This window comes from Streptomyces sp. NRRL S-118 (assembly GCF_000716335.1).
Taxonomy (GTDB): Bacteria; Actinomycetota; Actinomycetes; order Streptomycetales; family Streptomycetaceae; genus Streptomyces.
The window spans coordinates 473,320-492,268 of the sequence record NZ_KL591003.1 but is presented as its reverse complement, the minus strand read 5'-3'; the positions used below and the strand labels follow the sequence as shown (position 1 = coordinate 492,268).

16 protein-coding genes and 2 pseudogenes are annotated in these 18,949 nt (G+C 74.3%); 9 read left to right on the top strand and 9 right to left on the bottom strand.

Going from position 1 to position 18,949, the window contains the following annotated elements:
* Positions 1-10: 10 nt before the first annotated feature.
* The 4 genes from IH00_RS0108950 to IH00_RS0108935 all read right to left on the bottom strand — a co-directional run bounded on the left by IH00_RS0108950 (position 11) and on the right by IH00_RS0108935 (position 7,445).
* Positions 11-2,788, bottom strand: coding sequence for a DUF7824 domain-containing protein (locus tag IH00_RS0108950; RefSeq protein ID WP_063835328.1), 2,778 nt, complete (start codon positions 2,786-2,788; stop codon positions 11-13).
* On the bottom strand, positions 2,785-4,206 hold the full coding sequence (locus tag IH00_RS0108945) for an SWIM zinc finger family protein (protein ID WP_052411282.1): 1,422 nt from the start codon (positions 4,204-4,206) through the stop codon (positions 2,785-2,787). Before IH00_RS0108945 ends, IH00_RS0108950 begins: the two co-directional genes overlap by 4 nt.
* A 132-nt stretch (positions 4,207-4,338) precedes the next feature.
* Positions 4,339-5,901, bottom strand: a complete 1,563-nt coding sequence (locus tag IH00_RS0108940; protein WP_031071410.1) for an alkaline phosphatase D family protein — start codon at positions 5,899-5,901, stop codon at positions 4,339-4,341.
* A gap of 110 nt (positions 5,902-6,011) precedes the next feature.
* A complete protein-coding gene (locus IH00_RS0108935; protein WP_031071409.1) occupies positions 6,012-7,445 on the bottom strand; it encodes a MocR-like pyridoxine biosynthesis transcription factor PdxR in 1,434 nt (477 codons plus the stop codon).
* 142 nt (positions 7,446-7,587) lie between these two features.
* Between IH00_RS0108935 and IH00_RS0108930 the strand changes: the two are divergent.
* Positions 7,588-8,532, top strand: a pseudogene (locus IH00_RS0108930) (DMT family transporter); the annotation flags it as partial.
* Positions 8,533-8,619: 87 nt separating this feature from the next.
* On the opposite strand, the gene IH00_RS40015 reads toward IH00_RS0108930, so the two are convergent.
* On the bottom strand, positions 8,620-9,450 hold the full coding sequence (locus tag IH00_RS40015; RefSeq protein ID WP_031071407.1) for an alpha/beta fold hydrolase: 831 nt from the start codon (positions 9,448-9,450) through the stop codon (positions 8,620-8,622).
* A 161-nt stretch (positions 9,451-9,611) separates the two neighbouring features.
* On the opposite strand from IH00_RS40015, the gene IH00_RS0108920 reads away from it, so the two are divergent.
* Together IH00_RS0108920 and IH00_RS0108915 are read left to right on the top strand one after the other, a co-directional pair.
* Positions 9,612-10,502, top strand: a complete 891-nt coding sequence (locus IH00_RS0108920; protein ID WP_031071406.1) for an RNA polymerase sigma-70 factor — start codon at positions 9,612-9,614, stop codon at positions 10,500-10,502.
* Positions 10,503-10,680: 178 nt separating this feature from the next.
* The gene (locus tag IH00_RS0108915; RefSeq protein ID WP_031071405.1) at positions 10,681-11,427 is read left to right on the top strand and encodes a GntR family transcriptional regulator; all 747 of its coding nucleotides are present in this window, start codon (positions 10,681-10,683) and stop codon (positions 11,425-11,427) included.
* 98 nt (positions 11,428-11,525) lie between these two features.
* Here IH00_RS0108915 and IH00_RS0108910 read toward each other — a convergent pair whose 3' ends face one another.
* Complete coding sequence (locus IH00_RS0108910) at positions 11,526-12,683, bottom strand: ROK family protein (protein ID WP_031071404.1); 1,158 nt, start codon at positions 12,681-12,683, stop codon at positions 11,526-11,528.
* Positions 12,684-12,723: 40 nt separating this feature from the next.
* Positions 12,724-13,101: pseudogene (locus IH00_RS0108905) on the bottom strand (LuxR C-terminal-related transcriptional regulator); the annotation flags it as partial.
* A gap of 209 nt (positions 13,102-13,310) precedes the next feature.
* Between IH00_RS0108905 and IH00_RS0108900 the strand changes: the two are divergent.
* Positions 13,311-13,748 carry a hypothetical protein gene (locus tag IH00_RS0108900; RefSeq protein WP_031071401.1) on the top strand — a complete coding sequence of 146 codons (438 nt, stop codon included), beginning with the start codon at positions 13,311-13,313 and terminating at the stop codon, positions 13,746-13,748.
* A gap of 260 nt (positions 13,749-14,008) precedes the next feature.
* Here the strand turns inward: IH00_RS0108900 and mug are convergent, their stop codons facing one another.
* Positions 14,009-14,584: a G/U mismatch-specific DNA glycosylase gene (mug, locus tag IH00_RS0108895; RefSeq protein WP_078887637.1), complete on the bottom strand. Its 576-nt coding sequence runs from the start codon at positions 14,582-14,584 to the stop codon at positions 14,009-14,011.
* A 20-nt stretch (positions 14,585-14,604) separates the two neighbouring features.
* Positions 14,605-16,047: an adenylosuccinate lyase gene (purB, locus tag IH00_RS0108890; RefSeq protein WP_031071399.1), complete on the bottom strand. Its 1,443-nt coding sequence runs from the start codon at positions 16,045-16,047 to the stop codon at positions 14,605-14,607.
* A 277-nt stretch (positions 16,048-16,324) separates the two neighbouring features.
* On the opposite strand from purB, the gene IH00_RS0108885 reads away from it, so the two are divergent.
* From IH00_RS0108885 to IH00_RS43295, 5 genes are all read left to right on the top strand, one after another.
* Positions 16,325-16,846, top strand: a complete 522-nt coding sequence (locus IH00_RS0108885) for a DUF6907 domain-containing protein (protein ID WP_031071398.1) — start codon at positions 16,325-16,327, stop codon at positions 16,844-16,846.
* Positions 16,843-17,436, top strand: coding sequence for a DUF6907 domain-containing protein (locus IH00_RS0108880; protein WP_031071395.1), 594 nt, complete (start codon positions 16,843-16,845; stop codon positions 17,434-17,436). Before IH00_RS0108885 ends, IH00_RS0108880 begins: the two co-directional genes overlap by 4 nt.
* Positions 17,437-17,626: 190 nt before the next feature.
* A complete protein-coding gene (locus IH00_RS38865) occupies positions 17,627-18,529 on the top strand; it encodes a hypothetical protein (protein WP_052411279.1) in 903 nt (300 codons plus the stop codon).
* A 78-nt stretch (positions 18,530-18,607) separates the two neighbouring features.
* Complete coding sequence (locus IH00_RS42690) at positions 18,608-18,769, top strand: hypothetical protein (RefSeq protein WP_158827758.1); 162 nt, start codon at positions 18,608-18,610, stop codon at positions 18,767-18,769.
* A complete protein-coding gene (locus IH00_RS43295) occupies positions 18,766-18,936 on the top strand; it encodes a DUF6257 family protein (protein ID WP_199819710.1) in 171 nt (56 codons plus the stop codon). The genes IH00_RS42690 and IH00_RS43295 overlap by 4 nt, the downstream gene beginning before the upstream one ends.
* Positions 18,937-18,949 lie beyond the last annotated feature (13 nt).

The following is an 18,949-nucleotide window of genomic DNA, read 5'->3' as shown; positions in this document are numbered from 1 at the left end:
ATCTGGCCCTTTAATGAGTATTTTCAACTAGTTCCGGCGTCGCATGACCGGTCTCGTGCACCGACGTGTTCGCCAGGGCCTTCACGAGCCGCTTCGCCTGGGAGACGAGCTGCGAGGAGCCGCGACGAGCCGCGAGCGCGTCCACCGCGTCCATCCCGTCCCGCGCGGCCGCGGTGCCCGCAACCGGTGCGCCGGAGCCCGTGGTACCGATGATGCCCGTGGTGCCGGTGGCGTGCGGTGGCGCTCCGCACCGCTCGACGCAGTCGGCGGCGACCCCCAGTATCTCCCCCAGCCCGCGCACCGGTTCACCACCCGGGAACAGGCCCGGCAGGGCGCTGCCCAGGACGGACCACGTGGTGGCGTACGCCCCCGTCGCGGCGGCCGTACGGGCCGCGTCCGCCAGCCGGTTGGGCTTCACCGTACCCAGCCGCACCAGCTCCGCGAGGTCCTTGCCGAGCAGGGCCGCGTCCAGCTCGCCGCGCGCGGCGAGGACCAGCAGGGCGTCGACCGCCGCCAGGCGGTCCTCCACGTGTCGCGCGCCCAGCCCGGTGGCGAGCGTCAGGTGCACGGCGGGGCCCGCCTCGCCGCCCGCCTCGACGAGCTGCGGCAGGGAACGGGCGCCCCCGCGCAGGTCGTCCGCGGCGGAGGTGGCGATCGGCAGCAGCCATGCCGCGAGCGTCTCGCGGTCCTCCGGCAGCACGGCCGTCCAGTGCGCCGCCCAGCCGCCCCAGTGGTGGCAGTTCCGGCCGGTGCCCGCCGGGGCGCGGCCCAGCCAGTGGAACGCGGGCGGGAAGTCCCGCTCGATGACGCGGTGTGCCCGGGGCGTCAGGACGATCCGCCGGAGCAGCGCACGCCCCCAGGGGAAGTGACCGTCGCCGTCCGCGTCCTCGGCATCCATGACCGCGCGCAGCGCGGGGGCCACCGGTTCCGGGGAGGTGAGCCACTGCGCGAGGCGCTGTCCCTCCGGGGTGCCCAGCCGCGCGGCGGCTCCGGCCGCCTCGGCCGCGGCGGGGCCCGACCGGCGCACGCGCAGCAGAGCCTGCGCGAAGTCCAGCTCACCCGGCCGGGCGCCGAGCCGCCGGTACGCGGTCAGCCGCTCGACGAGCTCACCGGGGTCCACCGCGCCCGTGTGCCACGTCGGTGTGGCGAGCAGGAACGGCACCGGCCGCTCCAGCACCGACAGGGCGGCCTCCTGCGCCCGTGCCTCCCGGACCCGGTCGAGGGCCCGGTGCACGCATGTGTGCACCGGCCGCGCCCGCAGCGCCGCGTCCAGGTGCCCGGTCGTCACCTTCCCCACCACGGCACCGACGACGATGTCCAGCGGCCCGAGATGCCGCATGACGTCCGTGTCGCGCTTGTACCACCACAGGCCGGCGACGAGCGGCAGCAGGGCCTCGCGCAGCGCGTTCCCGTCCCGGTGCGCGTGCCGGACGAGTCCGTCCAGCGCCCGCTCGACGCCGATGACGTCGTCGTCCGACACCAGCAGGGCCGCCAGGTCCTCGACGAGCTCGGGCAGGCTGCCCGCCGCCGGGTCCACCCGCTGCGGCCGGGGCGCCGGAGGCAGGATCTCCTCGTACGGCCCGGCCTCCCAGGTCTCCCGCGGCAACGCGCCGCCGAACACCTCGGCCGCCGCCGCCCGGTGCGCCGGACCGAGCACCGCCGCCACCTCCGCCAGCTCGGTACGCGTCCGCTCGCCGACCGCGGCGAGGTGGCGGCCGACCAGCTTCAGGGCGCGCTCCCGCATCTCGGAGTCCTCGTGCCCGAACGCCTCGGCGACCGCGGGCAGCAGTTCCGCCGCCGTATCGGGCCCGCCCCGCCGCAGCGCCTTCCCCAACAGCACCAACTGCGCCCGCACCAGCTTCTTCTCCGTGCGGAACAGCACCGACGCGGACACCTCGGCCAGCTCACGCGCGGACAGGTCTCCCGACCCGGCCAGGCGTGCCAGCACGTCCTGAGCGTGCCCGGCCACGGTCGAGGCGGCATCGGCCGCCATGCCCATCCAGTCGGCCGTACGGGCCCGTTCCTCGGCCGGCGTGAGCTCCAGCCGCCGCAACAGAGCGAGGAAGAACCGATGCCCGCCCGGCCTGCCGCCGCGCAGCAGCCGCGCCACGCACGCGTCGACGAGCTCCGCCCGGTCCACCGCGCCCTCGGCGGCCAGTGTCACCAGCGCCGCCTGCCAGTCCTCGTCGCGCCAGGTGAGCGTGGCGGGCGGCTCGGCCGTCAGGAACAGCCGGGGCACCAGCACCCGCGTGTGCGGGTCGCTGCGCAGCGTGGCAAGGATGCCCCCGCTCGCGACCGCGTCCGCCCAGCCGTGCACGAAGCCGTCCGTCACCGGCACCGGGCAGCCCGACACCCGGACCAGCCCGGCGATCATCCCGTAGTCCTCCTCGGCCGTCGCCGCCCGCCCGGCGAGCCGGTGCGCCACGTCGCCCAGCCACTCGGGCCCCCGGTCGGCGAGCAGGTCCAGGAGCATGCCGCAGGGCAGCCGCTCCCAGTCCCGCAGATCGCGGGCGCCGATCCAGGCGGCCGCCGCCGCGGCCCCGGTGTGACAGCCGGCCCCGGCCACCAGCAGCGCCCGCGCGACGCGCCGCCGCTCCTCCCAGCGCTCCCAGCCCCAGCCGCGCAGTTCCTTGCGCAGTGCCTTCAGCTCATCGAGGGCCGCCCTGCGTCCGGCGGGGCCCAGTGCCTCCAGCAGTCCCGGCACGTCGTCGCGCCGCCCCTCGCGCACGGCCGTCAGCAGCGCCGCCGGCTCGGCCGGCTCCCGCGTGAGCTCCTCCGCACGCTTCACCGGGCACCTCCGGCGACCGCCGCGACGCCGCCGGTTCCGCGGTCGCCCACGGGCGAGCCGGCGCCGCGCCGCGCCATCCGTACCGCCAGCGCGTGCTTGCACGGGCCCCGGCGGCCCCGGTAGTCCGCCCACCACCGGCAGGTGCAGCCCAGCACACGGCCCTCCGACCACCGCACCTGGTAACGGCGTTCACCCGAGGTCACCAGCGCCGGCTCCCCGTCCGGCAACAGCTCCACCGCACCCGAGGACACCAGGGCACGCGCCGCCACCAGCCGCGGATTGTGCCGCTCCGCGCGGTCCGCGTCGTACGGCAGCTCCCGGTGGAAGTACGCGGCGTCCGCCACGTCGTAACCGACCCGGCCCGCCGTCCCGAGCCGGGTCAGCGCCGCCCGCACCCGCTCCACCGGCAGTCCGGCCTGCGCGGCCAGGTCGGCGAGGTCGATCCGCGGCTCCCAGGCGAGCAGGACCGACACCAGCTCGGCGTCCTCCGCGGCTTCCTGGGTGGCCAGCGCCTCCAGCACGCCGCCCTCCCCGGAGAAGCCGCGCGAGGCGTCCGGTGAGAGCGTCAGGGTCAGCCGCATCCCGGGCAGTGCCACCTCCCAGGCGCTCGCCGTCGCGGCGCCGTCCGGCACCGGCCCGTACACCCGCAGTGCCGTGGCGTGCCGCAGCACTCGCTGGAGCGCGACCAGGCGCTCCGGGCCCGGCAGGCACACCGCGCCGGGGACCGGCCGGGTCGTCGGCCGCAAGGTCCTCCCGGCCGGCGCCACCCACAGCGGCCCGCGGGCCGTGGCCCCCGGCGTGCGCGGCAGCGCGCGCAGGAACCGCACGGCCTCGGCGGCGGACAGCTCCGCGCGAAGGTCGAAGCCGGCGCACGCCACCTGCGCCTCGGCGAAGCCGCGCAGCCAGCGGTCGGGCAGCGGCACCTTCTTCTCCACCACCGCGCCGCCCAGCGTGGTCACCGCCATCTCCTCCGGGCCGACGCGCAGATGCAGCGGATCGTCGCCGGTCAACCGGGAAAGCGCCTCGCGCAGCGGGTTGTTGACGTCCACGTTGGTCGTCCCGTGCCCCGTCGCGGCGCCGTCGAGGCCTTCGCTCAGCACATCGAGCCGTGCGTACACGCCGCCGCAGCCCGAGAACGACTCGAAGCGCAGACGGTCGCCGTTCCCCGTCACCACCGGGTCCAGCGACGCCGGCCGCAGCCGCTGGTAGTACCGGGCCGCCGCGACATCCGCGACCGCCAGCAGCCCGCGCGCCGCTATCTGCGGCGACGTCAGGAAGCCGGCGAAGAAACGGGGATGGGCCTCGGCCCCGGCGGGCGTGAGCCCGCCCGATGTCTCCAGGCCGAGCAGCCGTCCGGCCCCGGACGACTCCAGGGCGGACGGACGGGAATAGGCGAGTGCCTGCACGGATCGCGTCATGGGGGAGACGGTAGGACCCACCACTGACAATCGCCCCGGCCCGGCCGCTACGGCCCCGGGCAACCCCCGCCCCGCACAGGAAGGCCCCGGGCGAGTGCCCCGCCCGGTGCCCCACGGGGCGGGGCACCGGCTTCACTGGCCGACGCGCCCCGGCCGGAGCACCTTGCCGAACAGCACCGTGCCGCCCTCCGCCCGCAGCCGCACGGTCAGTTCCCCGCTGTCCCCGTCGATGTCGACCTCGCCGAAGTACTGGGGCGACTCCATCGGCGAGACGTTCGCCCGCTGCGGGGCCCGCACGAACACCCGCTCCGGCCCGAACGTGCCGTCCAGCGCGTTCGCCGGGAACCCGCCCGCCGCCAGGGGGCCGGACACGAACTCCCAGAAGGGCGCGAAGTCCTTGAACGCGGCCCGCTCCGGCAGGTAGTGCTGTGCCGACGTGTAGTGCACGTCGGCCGTCAGCCACAGCGTGCCCGTGATCCGCCGGTGCTTGATGAACCGCAGCAGCTCGGCGATCTGCAGCTCCCGGCCGAGCGGCGCCCCCGGGTCGCCCTGAGCCACCGCCTCGAAGTCCACCGCCCCGTCCGGCACGACCAGCCCGAGCGGCATGTCGGCGGCGAGCACCTTCCACACCGCCCGCGACCGCGCCAGTTCGCGCTTCAGCCAGGCCAGTTGCTCCGCCCCGAGGATGCCGGTCGTGTCGTCCGGCTGCCGCCCCGGCGAGTTGGCGTTGCGGTACGTGCGCATGTCCAGGACGAACACGTCGAGCAGCGGCCCGTGGCGCACCACCCGGTGCATCCGGCCGGCGGACACCGTCGACACGGGGAAGTACTCGCCGAACGCCCGCCCGGCGCGGGCGGCCAGGACGTCCACGTCCTTCTCGCCGTAGCGCGGATCGTCCAGGATCTGGCCGGGGTACCAGTTGTTGCGCACCTCGTGGTCGTCCCACTGCACGATCGCCGGCACCTGCGCGTTGAAGGCGCGGACGTTGTGGTCCAGCAGGTTGTAGCGGAAGACGCCGCGGTACTCGTCGAGCGTCTCGGCGACCTTCGCCTTCTCCTCCGTCATGACGTTGCGCCAGATCCGCCCGTCCGGAAGGGTCACGCTCGGCAGGAGCGGCCCGTCGGCGTAGACGGTGTCGCCGCTGCACAGGAAGAAGTCCGGGTCGAGGCGGCGCATCTCCTCGTAGGCGCGGAAGCCGCCGATGTCCGGGTTGATGCCCCAGCCCTGTCCGGCGATGTCGCCCGACCACAGGAACCGCACCCCGTCCCGGCGCCGCGCGGGCGCCGTCCGGAAGGTGCCGTACACCGGCTCACCGGTGCGGCGCGGGTCGTCCGGGTCGGCGAGGGTGACCCGGTAGTGGATCTGCGTGCCGGGCGGCAGGCCGCGCAGCGCGGTCGTCCCCGTGCAGTCGGTGTCCGGTCCCAGCAGCGGGCCCTCCCACCGGCGGGGGTGGCGGAAGGACTCGGTGGCCGAGGTCTCGACGACCATCCGGGCCGGCCGGTCGGACCGCACCCACACCAGACCGGACGACGACGTGACGTCCCCCGTCTGGACGCCCCAGGCGGCGCGCGGCCGCCCGGAACGGGCCTGCGCGGGCGCTGAGCGCGCCCCCAGCGACACGGCCGCCGACGCGGCCAGGGAGCCGCGCAGGACGGTGCGGCGGGCGGGCGAGGGGTCAGGACGGTACAGCTGCATCGGTCGTCTCCAGGGCCGGAACGGGCGTGCCGGGGCATGCCTAGTGCCCGGTCACGACGCCCACGCGAACGCCGGGTGAACAAGCCCACGGCGCCCCGTCGCGGCCGTCGTCAGGAGTCCGCCATCCGCCGTACCCCCAGGGCGATGTCGGACGGCGTCAGATGGGCGTAACCCAGGACCAGGGGTACGTCCCCGTCGTCCCGCGCCACCGTCCCGTAGCCGGACAGCGGCCGCACCAGCACTCCGGCCGCGGCTGCCCGGGCCAGGAACGCCGCCTCCGGGCCGTGATGCCCCGGCACGCGCGCGATGACGTGCAGTCCGGCCGCGATGCCGCTGACCCGCGTACCGGGAAGGTACTGAGCCAGCGCCGTGACCAGCGCGTCCCTCCGCTCGCGGTAGGCCCGCTGGCACCGCCGCAGCTGCCGGTCGTAGCCGCCGCCCGCGACGACCTCGGCGAGCACCGCCTGGTCGAGCGACGGGTTGCCCAGGTCCATGGTGCGCTTGCGGTCCACCACCTCCTCCACCAGCGGCTCCGGCACGACCATCCAGCCGAGCCGCAGCCCGGGCGCCAGGGACTTGCTCACCGAGCCCGTGTAGACCACGCGTGCGGGGTCGAGGCCCTGCAGGGCACCGACGGGAGCCCGGTCGTAGCGGAAGTCGCCGTCGTAGTCGTCCTCGATCAGGTAGCCGTCCACCGTCCGCGCCCAGTCGAGCAGTTCCGTACGGCGCCGGGGTGAACAGGCGATCCCGGAGGGGAACTGGTGGGCGGGCGTGGTCACGACGGCGCGTACCCCGGACGCGGCGAGCGGCCCGGGAGCCAGTCCCTCGCCGTCCAGGGGCAGCCCCACCGTCCGCAGCCCGGCCGACGCGAAGAGGGTGGCGTGCTCCGGGCTGCCCGGGTCCTCGACCCCGATATCCCGCAGCCCGCGTCCGCGCAGGACGAAGCCGAGCAGTGTCATGGCCTGGGCGACCCCCGAGCACACGACCACCCGCTCCGGTGCGGCCACCACCCCGCGCCGCCGGGTGAGCAGCGCCGCCAGGGCCGCGCGCAGGTCCGGGAGACCGCGCGGATCGGGATAACCGAGCGCCGCGTGCGGCAGCCGGGACAGCACGGTCCGGTGCGCCGCCGCCCAGGCGGCGCGCGGGAACAGCGACAGGTCCGGCGTCCCCGGAGTGAAGTCCACCCGCGTCGCCACCGGGGCACGGGGCGCCGGTCCGGGACCCGTCCGGGTGCCGCCCGCGGCGGGCATGGGACCGCTGCGACCGGCCGGCGCCGGGCCGTCCCCGCCCGCGCCGGAGGCCCGGACCGCGTCGCCGACCCACGTGCCCGCACCGCGACTGCTGCGCAGGTACCCCTCGGCCGTCAGCTGCTCGTAGGCGTCCGTCACCAGACCCCGCGACACCCCGAGGTCGGCCGCGAGCTCACGGCTCGACGGCAGCCGCGTGCCCGCCGCGAGCCGCCCCGAACGGACCGCCTCGCGCAGTGCCGCCTGCAACGTCCGGCCCCTGCGCCGGGGCGGCGCGGCAGCCGCCGGGAGCAGCAACTCCCAGGCGGCACCGGACGATCGCTCCTCGCACCGGCTCGCCGCGCCCGCGGCCCGCGCCGCCTCTCCCGCCGCCTTCTCCATCCCCGCCTGTTCCGTCCCCGCGCACTCCGCACCCGTGTGCGCGGCCCCCGCCTCCACCATGCCCCGGACCCTACAAACCCCGGGGCGGGCGCCGCGGAAGTGGTCCACGAACACGGCGGGAGAGTGGACCCCGAACCGGACCGCCGCCCTCCCTAGCGTCGGTGCCATGAACGTGACATCCCCGCGCGGGGCGCTGCTCGCGGCCTTCGCCTGCGTCCTCGTCGGAGCCTCCTTCACCGCCAACAGCGTGCTCGGCGCCTATCCCCACGCGGGCGGCCAGGCACTGCGCTACGGCCTCGCCTGCCTTCTGCTCCTGCCGCTCCTCGGCCGCGGCGGTACGGCCCCGCTGCGTGCCCTCGGTGCCCGCTCGTGGGGGCGCCTCGCCGTCCTCGCCGCCGTCGGCATGGTCGGATTCAACCTCGCCGTGCTCGCGGCCGAGCGCACCGCGGAGCCCGCCGTCCCGGGCGTGTTCGTCGGCTGTGCGCCCGTCGTCGTCGCCGTGCTCGTCCCCCTGCTGGACGGCCGCAGGCCCGCCCGCCCGGTGCTGTACGGGGCGCTGCTGGTCGCCGTGGGGGCGTTCACCGTGCAGGGCTGGGGCCGTACGGACGCGGCCGGCATCGCCTGGTCGGCCGCCGCCCTGGTCGGGGAGGTGGGCTTCGCCGTGCTGGCCGTACCCGTACTGAAGCCGCTCGGGCCCAGGCTGCTGACGGCCACCGTCTGCGGCGTCGCGGCCCTGGAGTCCGCCGCGCTCGGTCTCGTCCTCGACGGCACCGAGGTGCTCCGGGTGCCGGCCCCGCAGGAGGCGGTCGCGCTGCTGTGGCAGGCGGCAGTCGTCACCGTCGTGGGCTTCCTCTGCTGGTACCTGGGCCTGCAGCGGATCGGGGCCGAGCGCGCCACCCTCTTCTCGGGTCTGATCCCGGTGTCGGCGGCGATGACGGCACCACTCGTCGCGACCGGTTCGTACGGCCCCGCCCAGGGCGTCGGGAGCGCGCTCGTCGGCGCGGGCGTGGCCCTGGGCTCCGGGATCCTGGGTCGCGGCTCGCGGAGGCCCAGGTTCCCGGGTGGCGGCTCGCGGAGGTCCGGGAGCCGGTCAGCGGCTGCCGTCGAGGAGCACGCGCGCCACCAGGGCGGGATCGTCGTTCATGGGCACGTGTCCGCACCCCGGCAGCCGCACCAGCCGGGCGCCGGTCATCACCCGCTTGGCCCGGACACCCTGGCGGCGCAGCAGCAGCCGGTCGCGGGTGCCCCACGCGATGGTGACCGGCAGGCCCGCGAGGTCGTCCGTGAACAGGACGTTCCGCCCGGCGGCGAGGGTCTGGTGGAATCCGGACGCATGACGCAGCGCCAGCGTCTCGGCGACGACCGCCTCGGGTGACCGCCGTCCCGGCCGCGCGTAGATGGTGCTGGTCAGCGCGGCCCGCCCGGTCGCCGTGCGGGACATCCGCTCGATGACCGGAACGGGTAGGGATTCGGCGCCGGCCCGCATGGCGCGCAGGGTCGCGAAGGCGTACCGCCGCTCGCTCTCCACCCAGAAGCCGGCGGGCGACAGCGCCGTCACGGACCGCACCCGCTTCTCGCGCCCGAGCTCCAGTGCCAGCAGCCCGCCGAGGGAGTTGCCCGCCACGTGCGGCCGGTCGACGTCCAGCCTCTCGCACAGCGCCCCGAGCACCCGGCCCACGGTGGGGAGGTCGTAGGGGACCCCGTCGGGCAGCGCGGGGGAGGCGCCGAAGCCCGGCAGGTCGACGGCGATCACCTCGCGCTCGGCCGCCAGGATGTCCATGACCGGCCGCCACGCCTGCCAGTGGTGTCCGATGCCGTGCAGCAGCAGAAGCGGTTCTCCGGAGCCGGCCCGTTCGTACTCCAGCGACAGTGTGCGGGGCCCGTGGAGGGACTCGATGGTGAAGGAGACCTGTGCGGCCATGCTGCTGCTCCCTGCCGTGATGTAGACGCTCTGTCAGCAACAATTACCGCCGGGTAGTCCCGACTTCAAGGGGCGCGGCCGTCCGGCGGCCGTCCGGGTGTGGTTCGTTCCGCAGCCGTTGCTCCTGGACACGGGCCTCCCCGTCGGATGGGATGGCATCCGTGGCAACCGACACCGACACCGACACCGACACCACCGACGTGTTCGAGGCGCACCGGCCGGTCCTGACCGGCGTCGCCTACCGGATGCTCGGGTGGGTAACCGACGCCGAGGACGTGGTCCAGGAGGCATGGCTCCGCTGGACGGGAGCCGACCACGGACAGATCCGCGAGCCGCGCGCGTACCTCGTACGGATCACCACCCGGCTGGCCATCGACCGCCTGCGCCAGGTCCAGGCCCGGCGCGAGTCGTACGTCGGGCCATGGCTGCCCGAACCCGTCGCCACCGACTTCGGACCCACCGTCCCCGACACGGCCGAGCGCGCGGTGCTCGCCGACTCCGTCTCGCTCGCCGTCCTGGTCGTCCTCGAATCGCTCTCCCCGCTGGAGCGAGCGGTGTTCGTGCTCCGCGAGGCCTTCGGATTCCCGTACGCGGAGATCGCGGCGACCCTGGACCGGTCCGAGGCCGCCGTCCGGCAGCTCGCGGGCCGCGCCCGCCGCCACGTCGAGGAGGGCCGGCCCCGGTACGACGTGGACCCGGCCGAGCGCCGGGACCTCACCGAGCGCTTCCTGGAGGCGGCGGCCGGCGGCGACCTCGGCAACCTCCTGGCGCTGCTGGCACCGGACGTCCGGCTCGTCGGCGACAGCGGCGGCAAGGCCAAGGCGCCGCTGCGGGTCATGGAGAGCGCCGACAAGGTGGGCCGGTTCCTGTTGGCCGTGGCCAAGGACACCGGGTTCGAGTCCCGCCTGGTCGAACTCAACGGCGGTCCCGCGCTGCTCGTGCTGACGGACGGGAAACCCGACGCCGTCATCCAGGTGGACGTCCGGGACGGCCGCATCCAGTGCATCTACATCGTGAGGAACCCCGACAAACTGTCTTCCCTCACGCCATAGCGGCACCCCTTCCCGATTCCCCCCGGCCCCGCGTTCCGATCCCGGACGCGGGGCCGGCGCATTGGTCTTGACCAAGGGTGGGGGCCGCCTTATGGTCGGTCGGAGAGTTAGTGCAGGAACCTTTAATAAACAAGGGCACGGAAAGCCGCCGGTGACACGGCGATTGCGGAGGATCAGGGTGGGGACCACGCAGCTGGAATCGGTGCCGGAGCCGAAGTACTGGCACCTCAAGACAGTGATCAGTGAGGCACTGGACACCGACTTCGCGGTGGGCGAGATCCTGCCCAACGAGCGGGAACTGGCCGCTCGTTTCGGAGTCGCCCGCGCCACGCTCCGCCAGGCGCTCGAGCAGCTCGAGCTCGAAGGCCGCCTCCAGCGGCGCCGCGGCGTCGGCACCACCGTCGCCCCGCCGCGCATGGGCGTCGACGTCTCCACCACCCAGCAGCAGTGGCCCGGCCCCGGCGAGGAGGCCTGGCAGCCCGTCGAGTGCGCGTCCGCCGTGCCGCCCGCCGCGGTGGCCCGCCTCCTCGATCTCGACCCCGCCACGGACGAGGCCGTCCACACGGTGCGGCGCCTGCGCGTGACCCACGGCCAGCCGGTCGCGGCCGAGCAGCTGTACGTCCCCGCCGCCTCGGTCCCTGACCTCACCGCCATCGACGCCCCCTCCGGTCCGGCCCGCGCCCGCAGCGTCCTGCGCGAACTCCAGCGCCTGACCCTGGAGGGCCAGGACCGCGCAGTGGAGCTCGGCTCCGCCCGCGCGGACGACGCCAGGGAACTCGACCGGCTCCCCGGCGCCCCGGTCCTGGTCGTCACCACGCGGTACTTCTCGCAGGGCCGAACCGCGGCCGTCTCGGTCGCCACGTACCGCGCCGACACCTGCCGGCTGACCTTCGGCGACGCGGGGGACCTCCGGATCGCGTCCTGACGCCCGTACCCCCGCCGCGCCCGGTGCGCCGTGCGCGGCGGTACGGCCCGTCCCGGGCGACACCGGCCACGGGGGACCGGCGCAGCGCCCGGCAGGGCTCAGCGGCGGGCCGTCACCGTGCCCTCCACCGCGAACAGCTGCTCCTCCACGTGGTCGAGCGCCAGCCGCAGCGCGCCGGTCGCCACGGCCGCCTCGCCCAGCAGCGACAGCGCCACCCGCGGCGGGCGCAGGCAGAACCGCGCCAGCTCCTCCCGCAGCGGCGGGAGTATCCCGTCCAGGCCGGCCGCCCAGCCGCCGATCACGACCAGCTCCGGGTCCAGCGCCAGCACGAGCGCCGCCACGTCGTGCACCAGCCGCTGGATGAACCGCTGCACCGCGGCCCCGGCCCGCACGTCGCCCTGGCGGGCCAGCGCGAAGACCTCGGCGACGGCCTGCTCGTCCAGCGGGTGCAGCGGCTCGTCCGTCGTGGACAGCAACGTCTCCGGTGTGGCGCCCTGTCCGAGCAGGTGCAGCGCGCCGATCTCCCCGGCGGCCCCGCCGAAGCCCCGGTGCAGCCGCCCGCCGATCAGCGATCCGGCCCCCGGACTCAGCCCGGCCAGGACGAAGACGATGTCGTCCGAGTCCGTCGCGGCGCCCTTCCACTGCTCGGCCACGGCCGCCGCGTTCGCGTCGTTCTCCACCAGCACCGGGCAGCGGAACGAACGGCGCAGCCGCTCGCCCAGCGCCAGACCGGTCCAGCCGGGCAGCGCCGTACCGAGCCGGACGGTCCCGTCCGCCTCCACGATGCCGGGTGTGCCCACGCCCACCGCGCGCAGGCTGCTGCGCGGCACCCCGGTGCGCCGCAGCACATCGGCGACGACCGTCCGGACCCGCTCCAGCCGTTCGTCCGCGGACGCCGTCTCGGACACCTCGCGGGACCCCGCGCCGATGATCCGCCCGTCCAGCCCCGACATGAGCGCCGCGACCCGGTGCGGCCCGATCTCGATGCCCAGCAGATGCCCGGCCTCCGCGCGGAACCGGAAGCGGCGCGCCGGCCGCCCCTGGCGGCGCGTCTCACCCTCCTCCGGCGCGGCCTCGACCACCAGGCCGTTGCCCATGAGCCCCTCGATCACGCCTTCCACCGTGGGCCGGGACAGACCCGTGATGCGCGTCAGGTCCGTCAGCGTGAGCGCGTCGGAGCCCCGCAGTGCATGGAGTACCACCGCGGAGTTGATCCGCCGCAGCAACGACGGGTCACCACCGGTCAGCCGCCCCACCGTGTCCTCCCAGCTCGAGCGCGTGTCTGCCGGATCGTACTCAATGGTCCGCCGGGCGGCGACCGGCGCCCGCGCCCTCCGCCGGGCCGGACGGCGACACGAAGCCGGACGCGTACGCGGCGATGACCGCCTGCGTACGGCCCCGGGCGCCCGGTTTCGCCGGTACGGCACTGACGTGCGTCTTCACGGTCTCCGTCCCGACGAGCAGCCCGGCCGCGATCTCCGCGTCGGACAGTCCCCGGGCCATCAGCCGCAGGACCGCCGCCTCCCGGCCCGTCAGCTCCGCCCGCTCCGGGGCGGCCCGCGCGTCCCGGTTGCCGTACTCCGCCGCCAACGCCCGTACCGCCGCGGGGAACAGCAGCGGATCGCCGGCCGCGATCACCCGCACCGCGGGCACGATCCCGGCGGGCAGTCGGCGACCTCGCGGCGGGGGGCGCCGAGTACCTGCCGGACCAGGCGGGGCAGTTGGTGCTGGGACGGACACCGCGGGCACCCTGGGCCCTTGGACCGGTCCCGCCGTCACCGCGGGTTGGACGGCGGCCGCGCCGACGGCCGGGTGGGGCGCCGTACGCCGCGGGGGCGCCTGACGGAACGCCAATTGTCAGTGGCGGGGGCTTTACTGGATCCATGACCACCGCACGGCATCTGGCGACCATCGATCTGCTGCGCTCCCGCCCCTTCCCCGGGCAGCGCGGCAGATCGGACGCGGGCGACAGCGGGCCGGGCTACCACCTCGCGGAGCTCAGCACGAGCGAGGACTTCTGGGAGGACGACGGCACTCGGCGCGAACTCGTCGAGGAACAGTACGAGGCCGAGCGCGACGCGCTGGCGGCGGTGCTCGGCGCCCGCTGGGGCGAGCCCCAGGTCTTCAGCCTCTGGTCGCTGCTGCAGCGCGGCATGGACGGGGAGGAGATACCCGAACCCTGGAACATCCTGAGCAACTCCGTGCCCGACGTCCACCTCTGGCGCGCGGAGGAGCGCTGGATAGCCCTGGGAGTCTCCCAGTGGGACAAGGAGCTGCCGTTCCAGCTGCTCGCCGTCGTCACGGAAGTCGATCCGCCCTAGGCTCCGACCCCCGAGGGTCCGCCCACCGGCCTCGTCCGCCCGCCCGGCGGACGGTACTTCCCGCGCACGGCATCGGCAGCGGGAAGCCGCCACACATGGTGTATCGCGACATCGGAACGAGCAGTCGGGAAAGGGAGATCATCGCCGGTCGCCTCTGGGCTCCGGGGCCGAGCCACCCGAAGATCGCTACCCCCTGCCGGCCCTCGCCCGGGTCGGCTCCGGCGGCAACAGGCCGGGGGAACGGGCTCAGCGGTCGCCCCTCACCGCCCTGCTCCCCGCGCCCCCTGGCGGACCCCGGACTCCTCCTGTGCCGCGGCCCGCAGCCGGGCGAACTCCTCCGCCATCGTCTCCAGGGTCCAGTGGGCGTTGAGACCACTGGGGTTGGGCAGGGCCCAGATCCGCGTGTCGCCGATCGTCCGCTCCTGCGGGCCGATCCGGGCCGTGCGGTCGTGGAAGGCCGTGCGGTACGCGGTGACGCCGGCGACCGCCAGCCAGCGGGGCTTCAGCTCGGCCACCTTGACGGCCAGCAGCCGGCCGCCCTCGCGGAACTCCTCGTCGCTCAGCTCGTCGGCCCGCGCGGTCGCCCGCGCCACCACGTTGGTGATGCCGAGCCCGTACGTCAGGAGCTCGTCCTGCTCGGACGGCTTCAACCGGCGCGGGGTGAAGCCCGATCGGTGCAGCACGGGCCAGAAGCGGTTGCCGGGGCGGGCGAAGTGGTGGCCCGTCGCGGCCGACATCAGGCCCGGGTTGATACCGCAGAACAACACGGACAAGCCGCTCGCGATCACATCGGGGACGAGGCGGTCGCGAGCGGCTTCGAGTTCCTCAGGAGTCATACGGCTCGGGTGCCCCGAGCTCAGAGAATCGCACCGGGCACGTAGCCGGCCGCGTCCGGGTGCTGCTTGGCGATCTCCTCGATCCGTGCGACGACGGCGCCCACCTGGTCGGCGGCCGCGCCGGTGAACGACAGCTTGTCCGCCATGGCGGCGTCCAGCTGCGCACGGTCCAGCGGGATGCGGTCGTCGGCGGCGAGCGTGTCGAGGAGCTCGTTGCGCTCGGCGCCCTGCTCCCGCATGGCGAGCGCGGCGGCGACCGCGTTCTCCTTGATGGCCTCGTGCGCGACCTCGCGGCCCACCCCCGCGCGCACCGACGCCATGAGCACCTTGGTGGTCGCCAGGAACGGCAGGTAGCGGTCCAGTTCACGGGCGACGACCGCGGGGAACGCCCCGAACTCGTCGAGCACCGTCAGGAAGGTCTCCAGCAGGCCGTCGAGCGCGAAGAACGCGTCGGGCAGCGCCACCCGGCGCACCACCGAGCAGGAGACGTCGCCCTCGTTCCACTGGTCGCCCGCCAGCTCGCCGGTCATCGACGCGTAGCCGCGCAGGATGACCATCAGGCCGTTGACGCGCTCGCAGGAGCGGGTGTTCATCTTGTGCGGCATCGCCGAGGAGCCGACCTGCCCCGGCTTGAACCCCTCCGTGACCAGCTCGTGCCCGGCCATCAGCCGGATCGTCTTCGCCAGCGACGACGGCGCGGCGGCCAGCTGCACGAGCGCGGTGACGACCTCGTAGTCCAGCGAGCGGGGGTAGACCTGCCCGACCGAGGTGAAGGCGTGCCCGAAGCCCAGGTGCCCGGCGATCCGCTGCTCCAGCTCCGCCAGCTTCGCGGCGTCGCCGCCCAGCAGGTCGAGCATGTCCTGGGCCGTGCCGACCGGGCCCTTGATGCCGCGCAGCGGGTAGCGGCCCAGCAGCTCCTCCAGCCGCGCGTACGCCACCAGCAGCTCGTCGGCCGCGGTCGCGAAGCGCTTGCCGAGCGTGGTGGCCTGCGCGGCGACGTTGTGCGAGCGGCCCGCCATGACCAGCTCGCCGTACTCGCCCGCCAGCTTGCCCAGCCGGGCCAGCACCGCCACCGTACGGTCGCGCATCAGCTCCAGCGACAGCCGGATCTGCAGCTGCTCGACGTTCTCGGTCAGGTCGCGGGAGGTCATGCCCTTGTGGACCTGCTCATGGCCCGCGAGCGCGTTGAACTCCTCGATGCGCGCCTTCACGTCGTGGCGCGTGACCTTCTCGCGCTCGGCGATCGACGCCAGGTCCACCTGGTCGAGCACCCGCTCGTAGTCGGCGAGGGCGGCGTCGGGCACCTCGATCCCGAGGTCCTTCTGGGCGCGCAGCACGGCGAGCCACAGTTGGCGCTCCAGCTTCACCTTCTGCTCGGGGGACCACAGGACGGCGAGCTCCGCGGAGGCGTAGCGGCCGGCCAGGACGTTCGGGATGCGAGGCTTCGCAGACACAGCAGTCACGTGACCAGAGTTTACCTGGCGTCCATGGAGGATCTGCCACGTCCATGGGCCGCAAGAAAACGCAGGTCATCGGCGCCCTGCGTGCCCCTTCCCGTACTGGTCTGTGAGACGAGTGTGAGACGCCCGTCGTAGCAACCAACGAACAGTCTGTTGCTAACTAGGAACGCATGCTGTTAGATAGAACCACCGCTCCGGAAAAACGGGGCGACCCCGGCGGGTGCTGGAACACCGCTGCCGGGGCCTGAGATCCGATCCCTGGCATAGAGGGAGTCGAACCATGAGCATCACCGTACCCGAGAACTTCCGCCCGTCTGGAGGGCTGGTCAAGCCGTTCCTGCCGGCGATCCCTACGCAGCCGACGGCCGCCACGGTCGAGCCGCTGGCGCCCCGCACGTGGACGTTCACCGACCGCGCCACCGGCGAGCAGAAGACGTTCACCTGCATGCGTGGCTGCGAGATGGACCACAGCAGCGACGTCGAGACGCCCAGCTACGCCGAAGACGTCTGGTGCCAGTCGCAGGTACAGGACCTGACGCTGCCGATCAACGCTGACGGGCAGGCGGAGGAGTTCCGCGTGCTGGGCATGACGCTGAACGTCCGCCCGTTCGACAAGCACCTCGCGCAGCGTCTCCCGCACGTCGAGCTGGAGATGGTTGACGACCACTGGGTGGAGGGCCTGGACCCGGACGGGTTCGCGACCGTCATCAACATGCTGGAGTCCCGCCTGAAGCGGATGCGCGCCGTGCACGCCCAGCTGGTCGAGCTGCGCGCCGAGTACCGCAAGCAGGTGCAGGCGTGAGCGCCGAGGACGGCGGGCAGGGCCCGCTGGAGGGTGTGTCCGCGGAGGCGTGGGCCTGGCACCAGGGCGCCCTGGAGGGTGACCCGGCGGTGTGCGGGGCGCGTCAGCCGGGCCGGCCCGGTTTCCCCTGCATCTGGAACCGCGGGATGCACGAAGAGCACTGGGACGTGCTGGGCCGCACGTGGGCGGATGAGCCGCTGTACGTGGCGCCGATGGCCCCGGTCGCCGGCGGCCGGGTGACGATCGAGACCCGGGACCACGGCACGGTGGTGGTGGACGAGCCGGCGTGGTGCAACGGCCGGCACGCGCAGGGCGGGTACCGCTCGGACATCCAGCACCAGGCGGAGGACTCCTACATGGTGTTCAACGTCGGGCAGGAGCAGGGTCCGGCGACGCTGCTTTCCGCGTACCTGATGCAGCGGCCGTTCTCGCCGACACGCCCGGACCTGGTGCTGGCGGTCGACTTCGAGGATCAGGCCGTGGAGCTGGATCCGCCGGGGCTGGACAAGCTCGCGGCGGCGCTGGTCGAGCACGCGTCGGTCCTTCGTGCCGCCGCTCGCCGTCTCGCCGCCCTGAGGGACGCCCGGTGAGCTCCCGCTGGCCTGTACGCCGCCCGACTGAGCATGCCGCCCTGCATGCGGTGTGCCGGTCGGCCCGGCGCCTTCCCCCTGTTCCCGCCCTGATGGCCGCGCTCCTCGAAGCGAGCGAGCGCCTTGACCGTGAGGGCATCTGCCTTGCCGCGCACCTGGTGGTGCGTGCCGCTGAAGGAGTCGAGGACTCATGCTGAAGTTTCGCGAGGAGAAGCGGACGCGGCCGGCCACCCGCACCATCGGTGGCGTCTCGCACGACTACGAGGAGACCTACCGGGTCCGCATCCCAGTCCTGCCCCGGGACATGGACGCGCTGGCGATCCGTGCGGCATCCGGCCTGGTGCTGGCGCTGACGGCGGTCGCGATCGTCTGGTCAACGGTGAGCATCGGCGCCCTGCTGGGCGGTGGCGTCGGGTTCGCCGCGGCGATCCTGTTCGACCTGTCCTGGTTGGTGAACATCCTGCTGGAGTGGCTGAGCCGCTTCGATCCGAAGAAGCGCGCATTCTCCACCTGGATGGGCTGGGGCCTGCTGCTGGTGACGATGGGCGCGATCCTGTGGCACGGCCTGCTGGCCGGGTCGGTCGCCCTGGCGGTCATCGGTGCCGCGGTGTCGATGGTGGCAAAGGTGCTGTGGATGGGCATCATGCGGTTCGTCCACAAGGATCTGTCCGCAGCCGATCAGCAGTGGGTGGCGGCGGAGATCTCGAAGGCGAACGCGCAGCTGGCGATCGCCGGTGTACGCCGCCAGGCCGCTGCGGCGGAGGCGCGTGCGCGGCTGGAGATCCTGGCCGCGGAGCGGACCTTGCACGAGCTGGACGAGCTCACCGAGCGCCCGGCGGACACGTCCGAACCTGAGGTTGAGCTTGTCGACGCCGAGCCGGTGGCGGTGCCGCTGGCCAGCGCGAACACGGTTCGGACACTGCCCGAAGCCGGGGTGAGCATCGCCGAGCTGGCGCGTAAGCAGCTGACGGCCGGCGCGGAGCCGAAGGCGGCGGCCGCGGAGATCCTGCGCATGCTCCCGGACGCCAATCCGGAGTCCGTCGCGGCGACCGTCCGGCGCGAGTCCAAGCGGCTGCGCAACGGCTACCTGTAGCCGCTGGCGGCTGCCCGATCCGCCCGTCTCGCACGGGCGGTGAGGGGAGCCGGACAGTCCGGCCCAGGAAGGAACGCCATGAGCAGCAGCCAGTACCCGGACGCCGAAGCGCACACCACCCGGGCGATTGAGCTCCTCGAGGAGTGGGGTGTGCGGCCCACGGCCAGCATGGTCGAGCTGGCGGAGACGATCGCCACGATCCGGATCGCCGAGGAGCACGCCGCCGGGGGCACCAAGTGACCGCCGAGCCGCGGCTGACGGCCGCCGAGAAAGCGCGGGTCGCCTGGTACGTGGGCCGCATGTGCAAGCGGCAGCTCGCGGGCGACAACGTCCACCAGGCAGACCTGCAGCGCAAGGTCGAGCGGGTCATCGACGGCGCCCGCAAGCGCGAAGAGAAGAGCAAGTAGCTACGCCACGGGG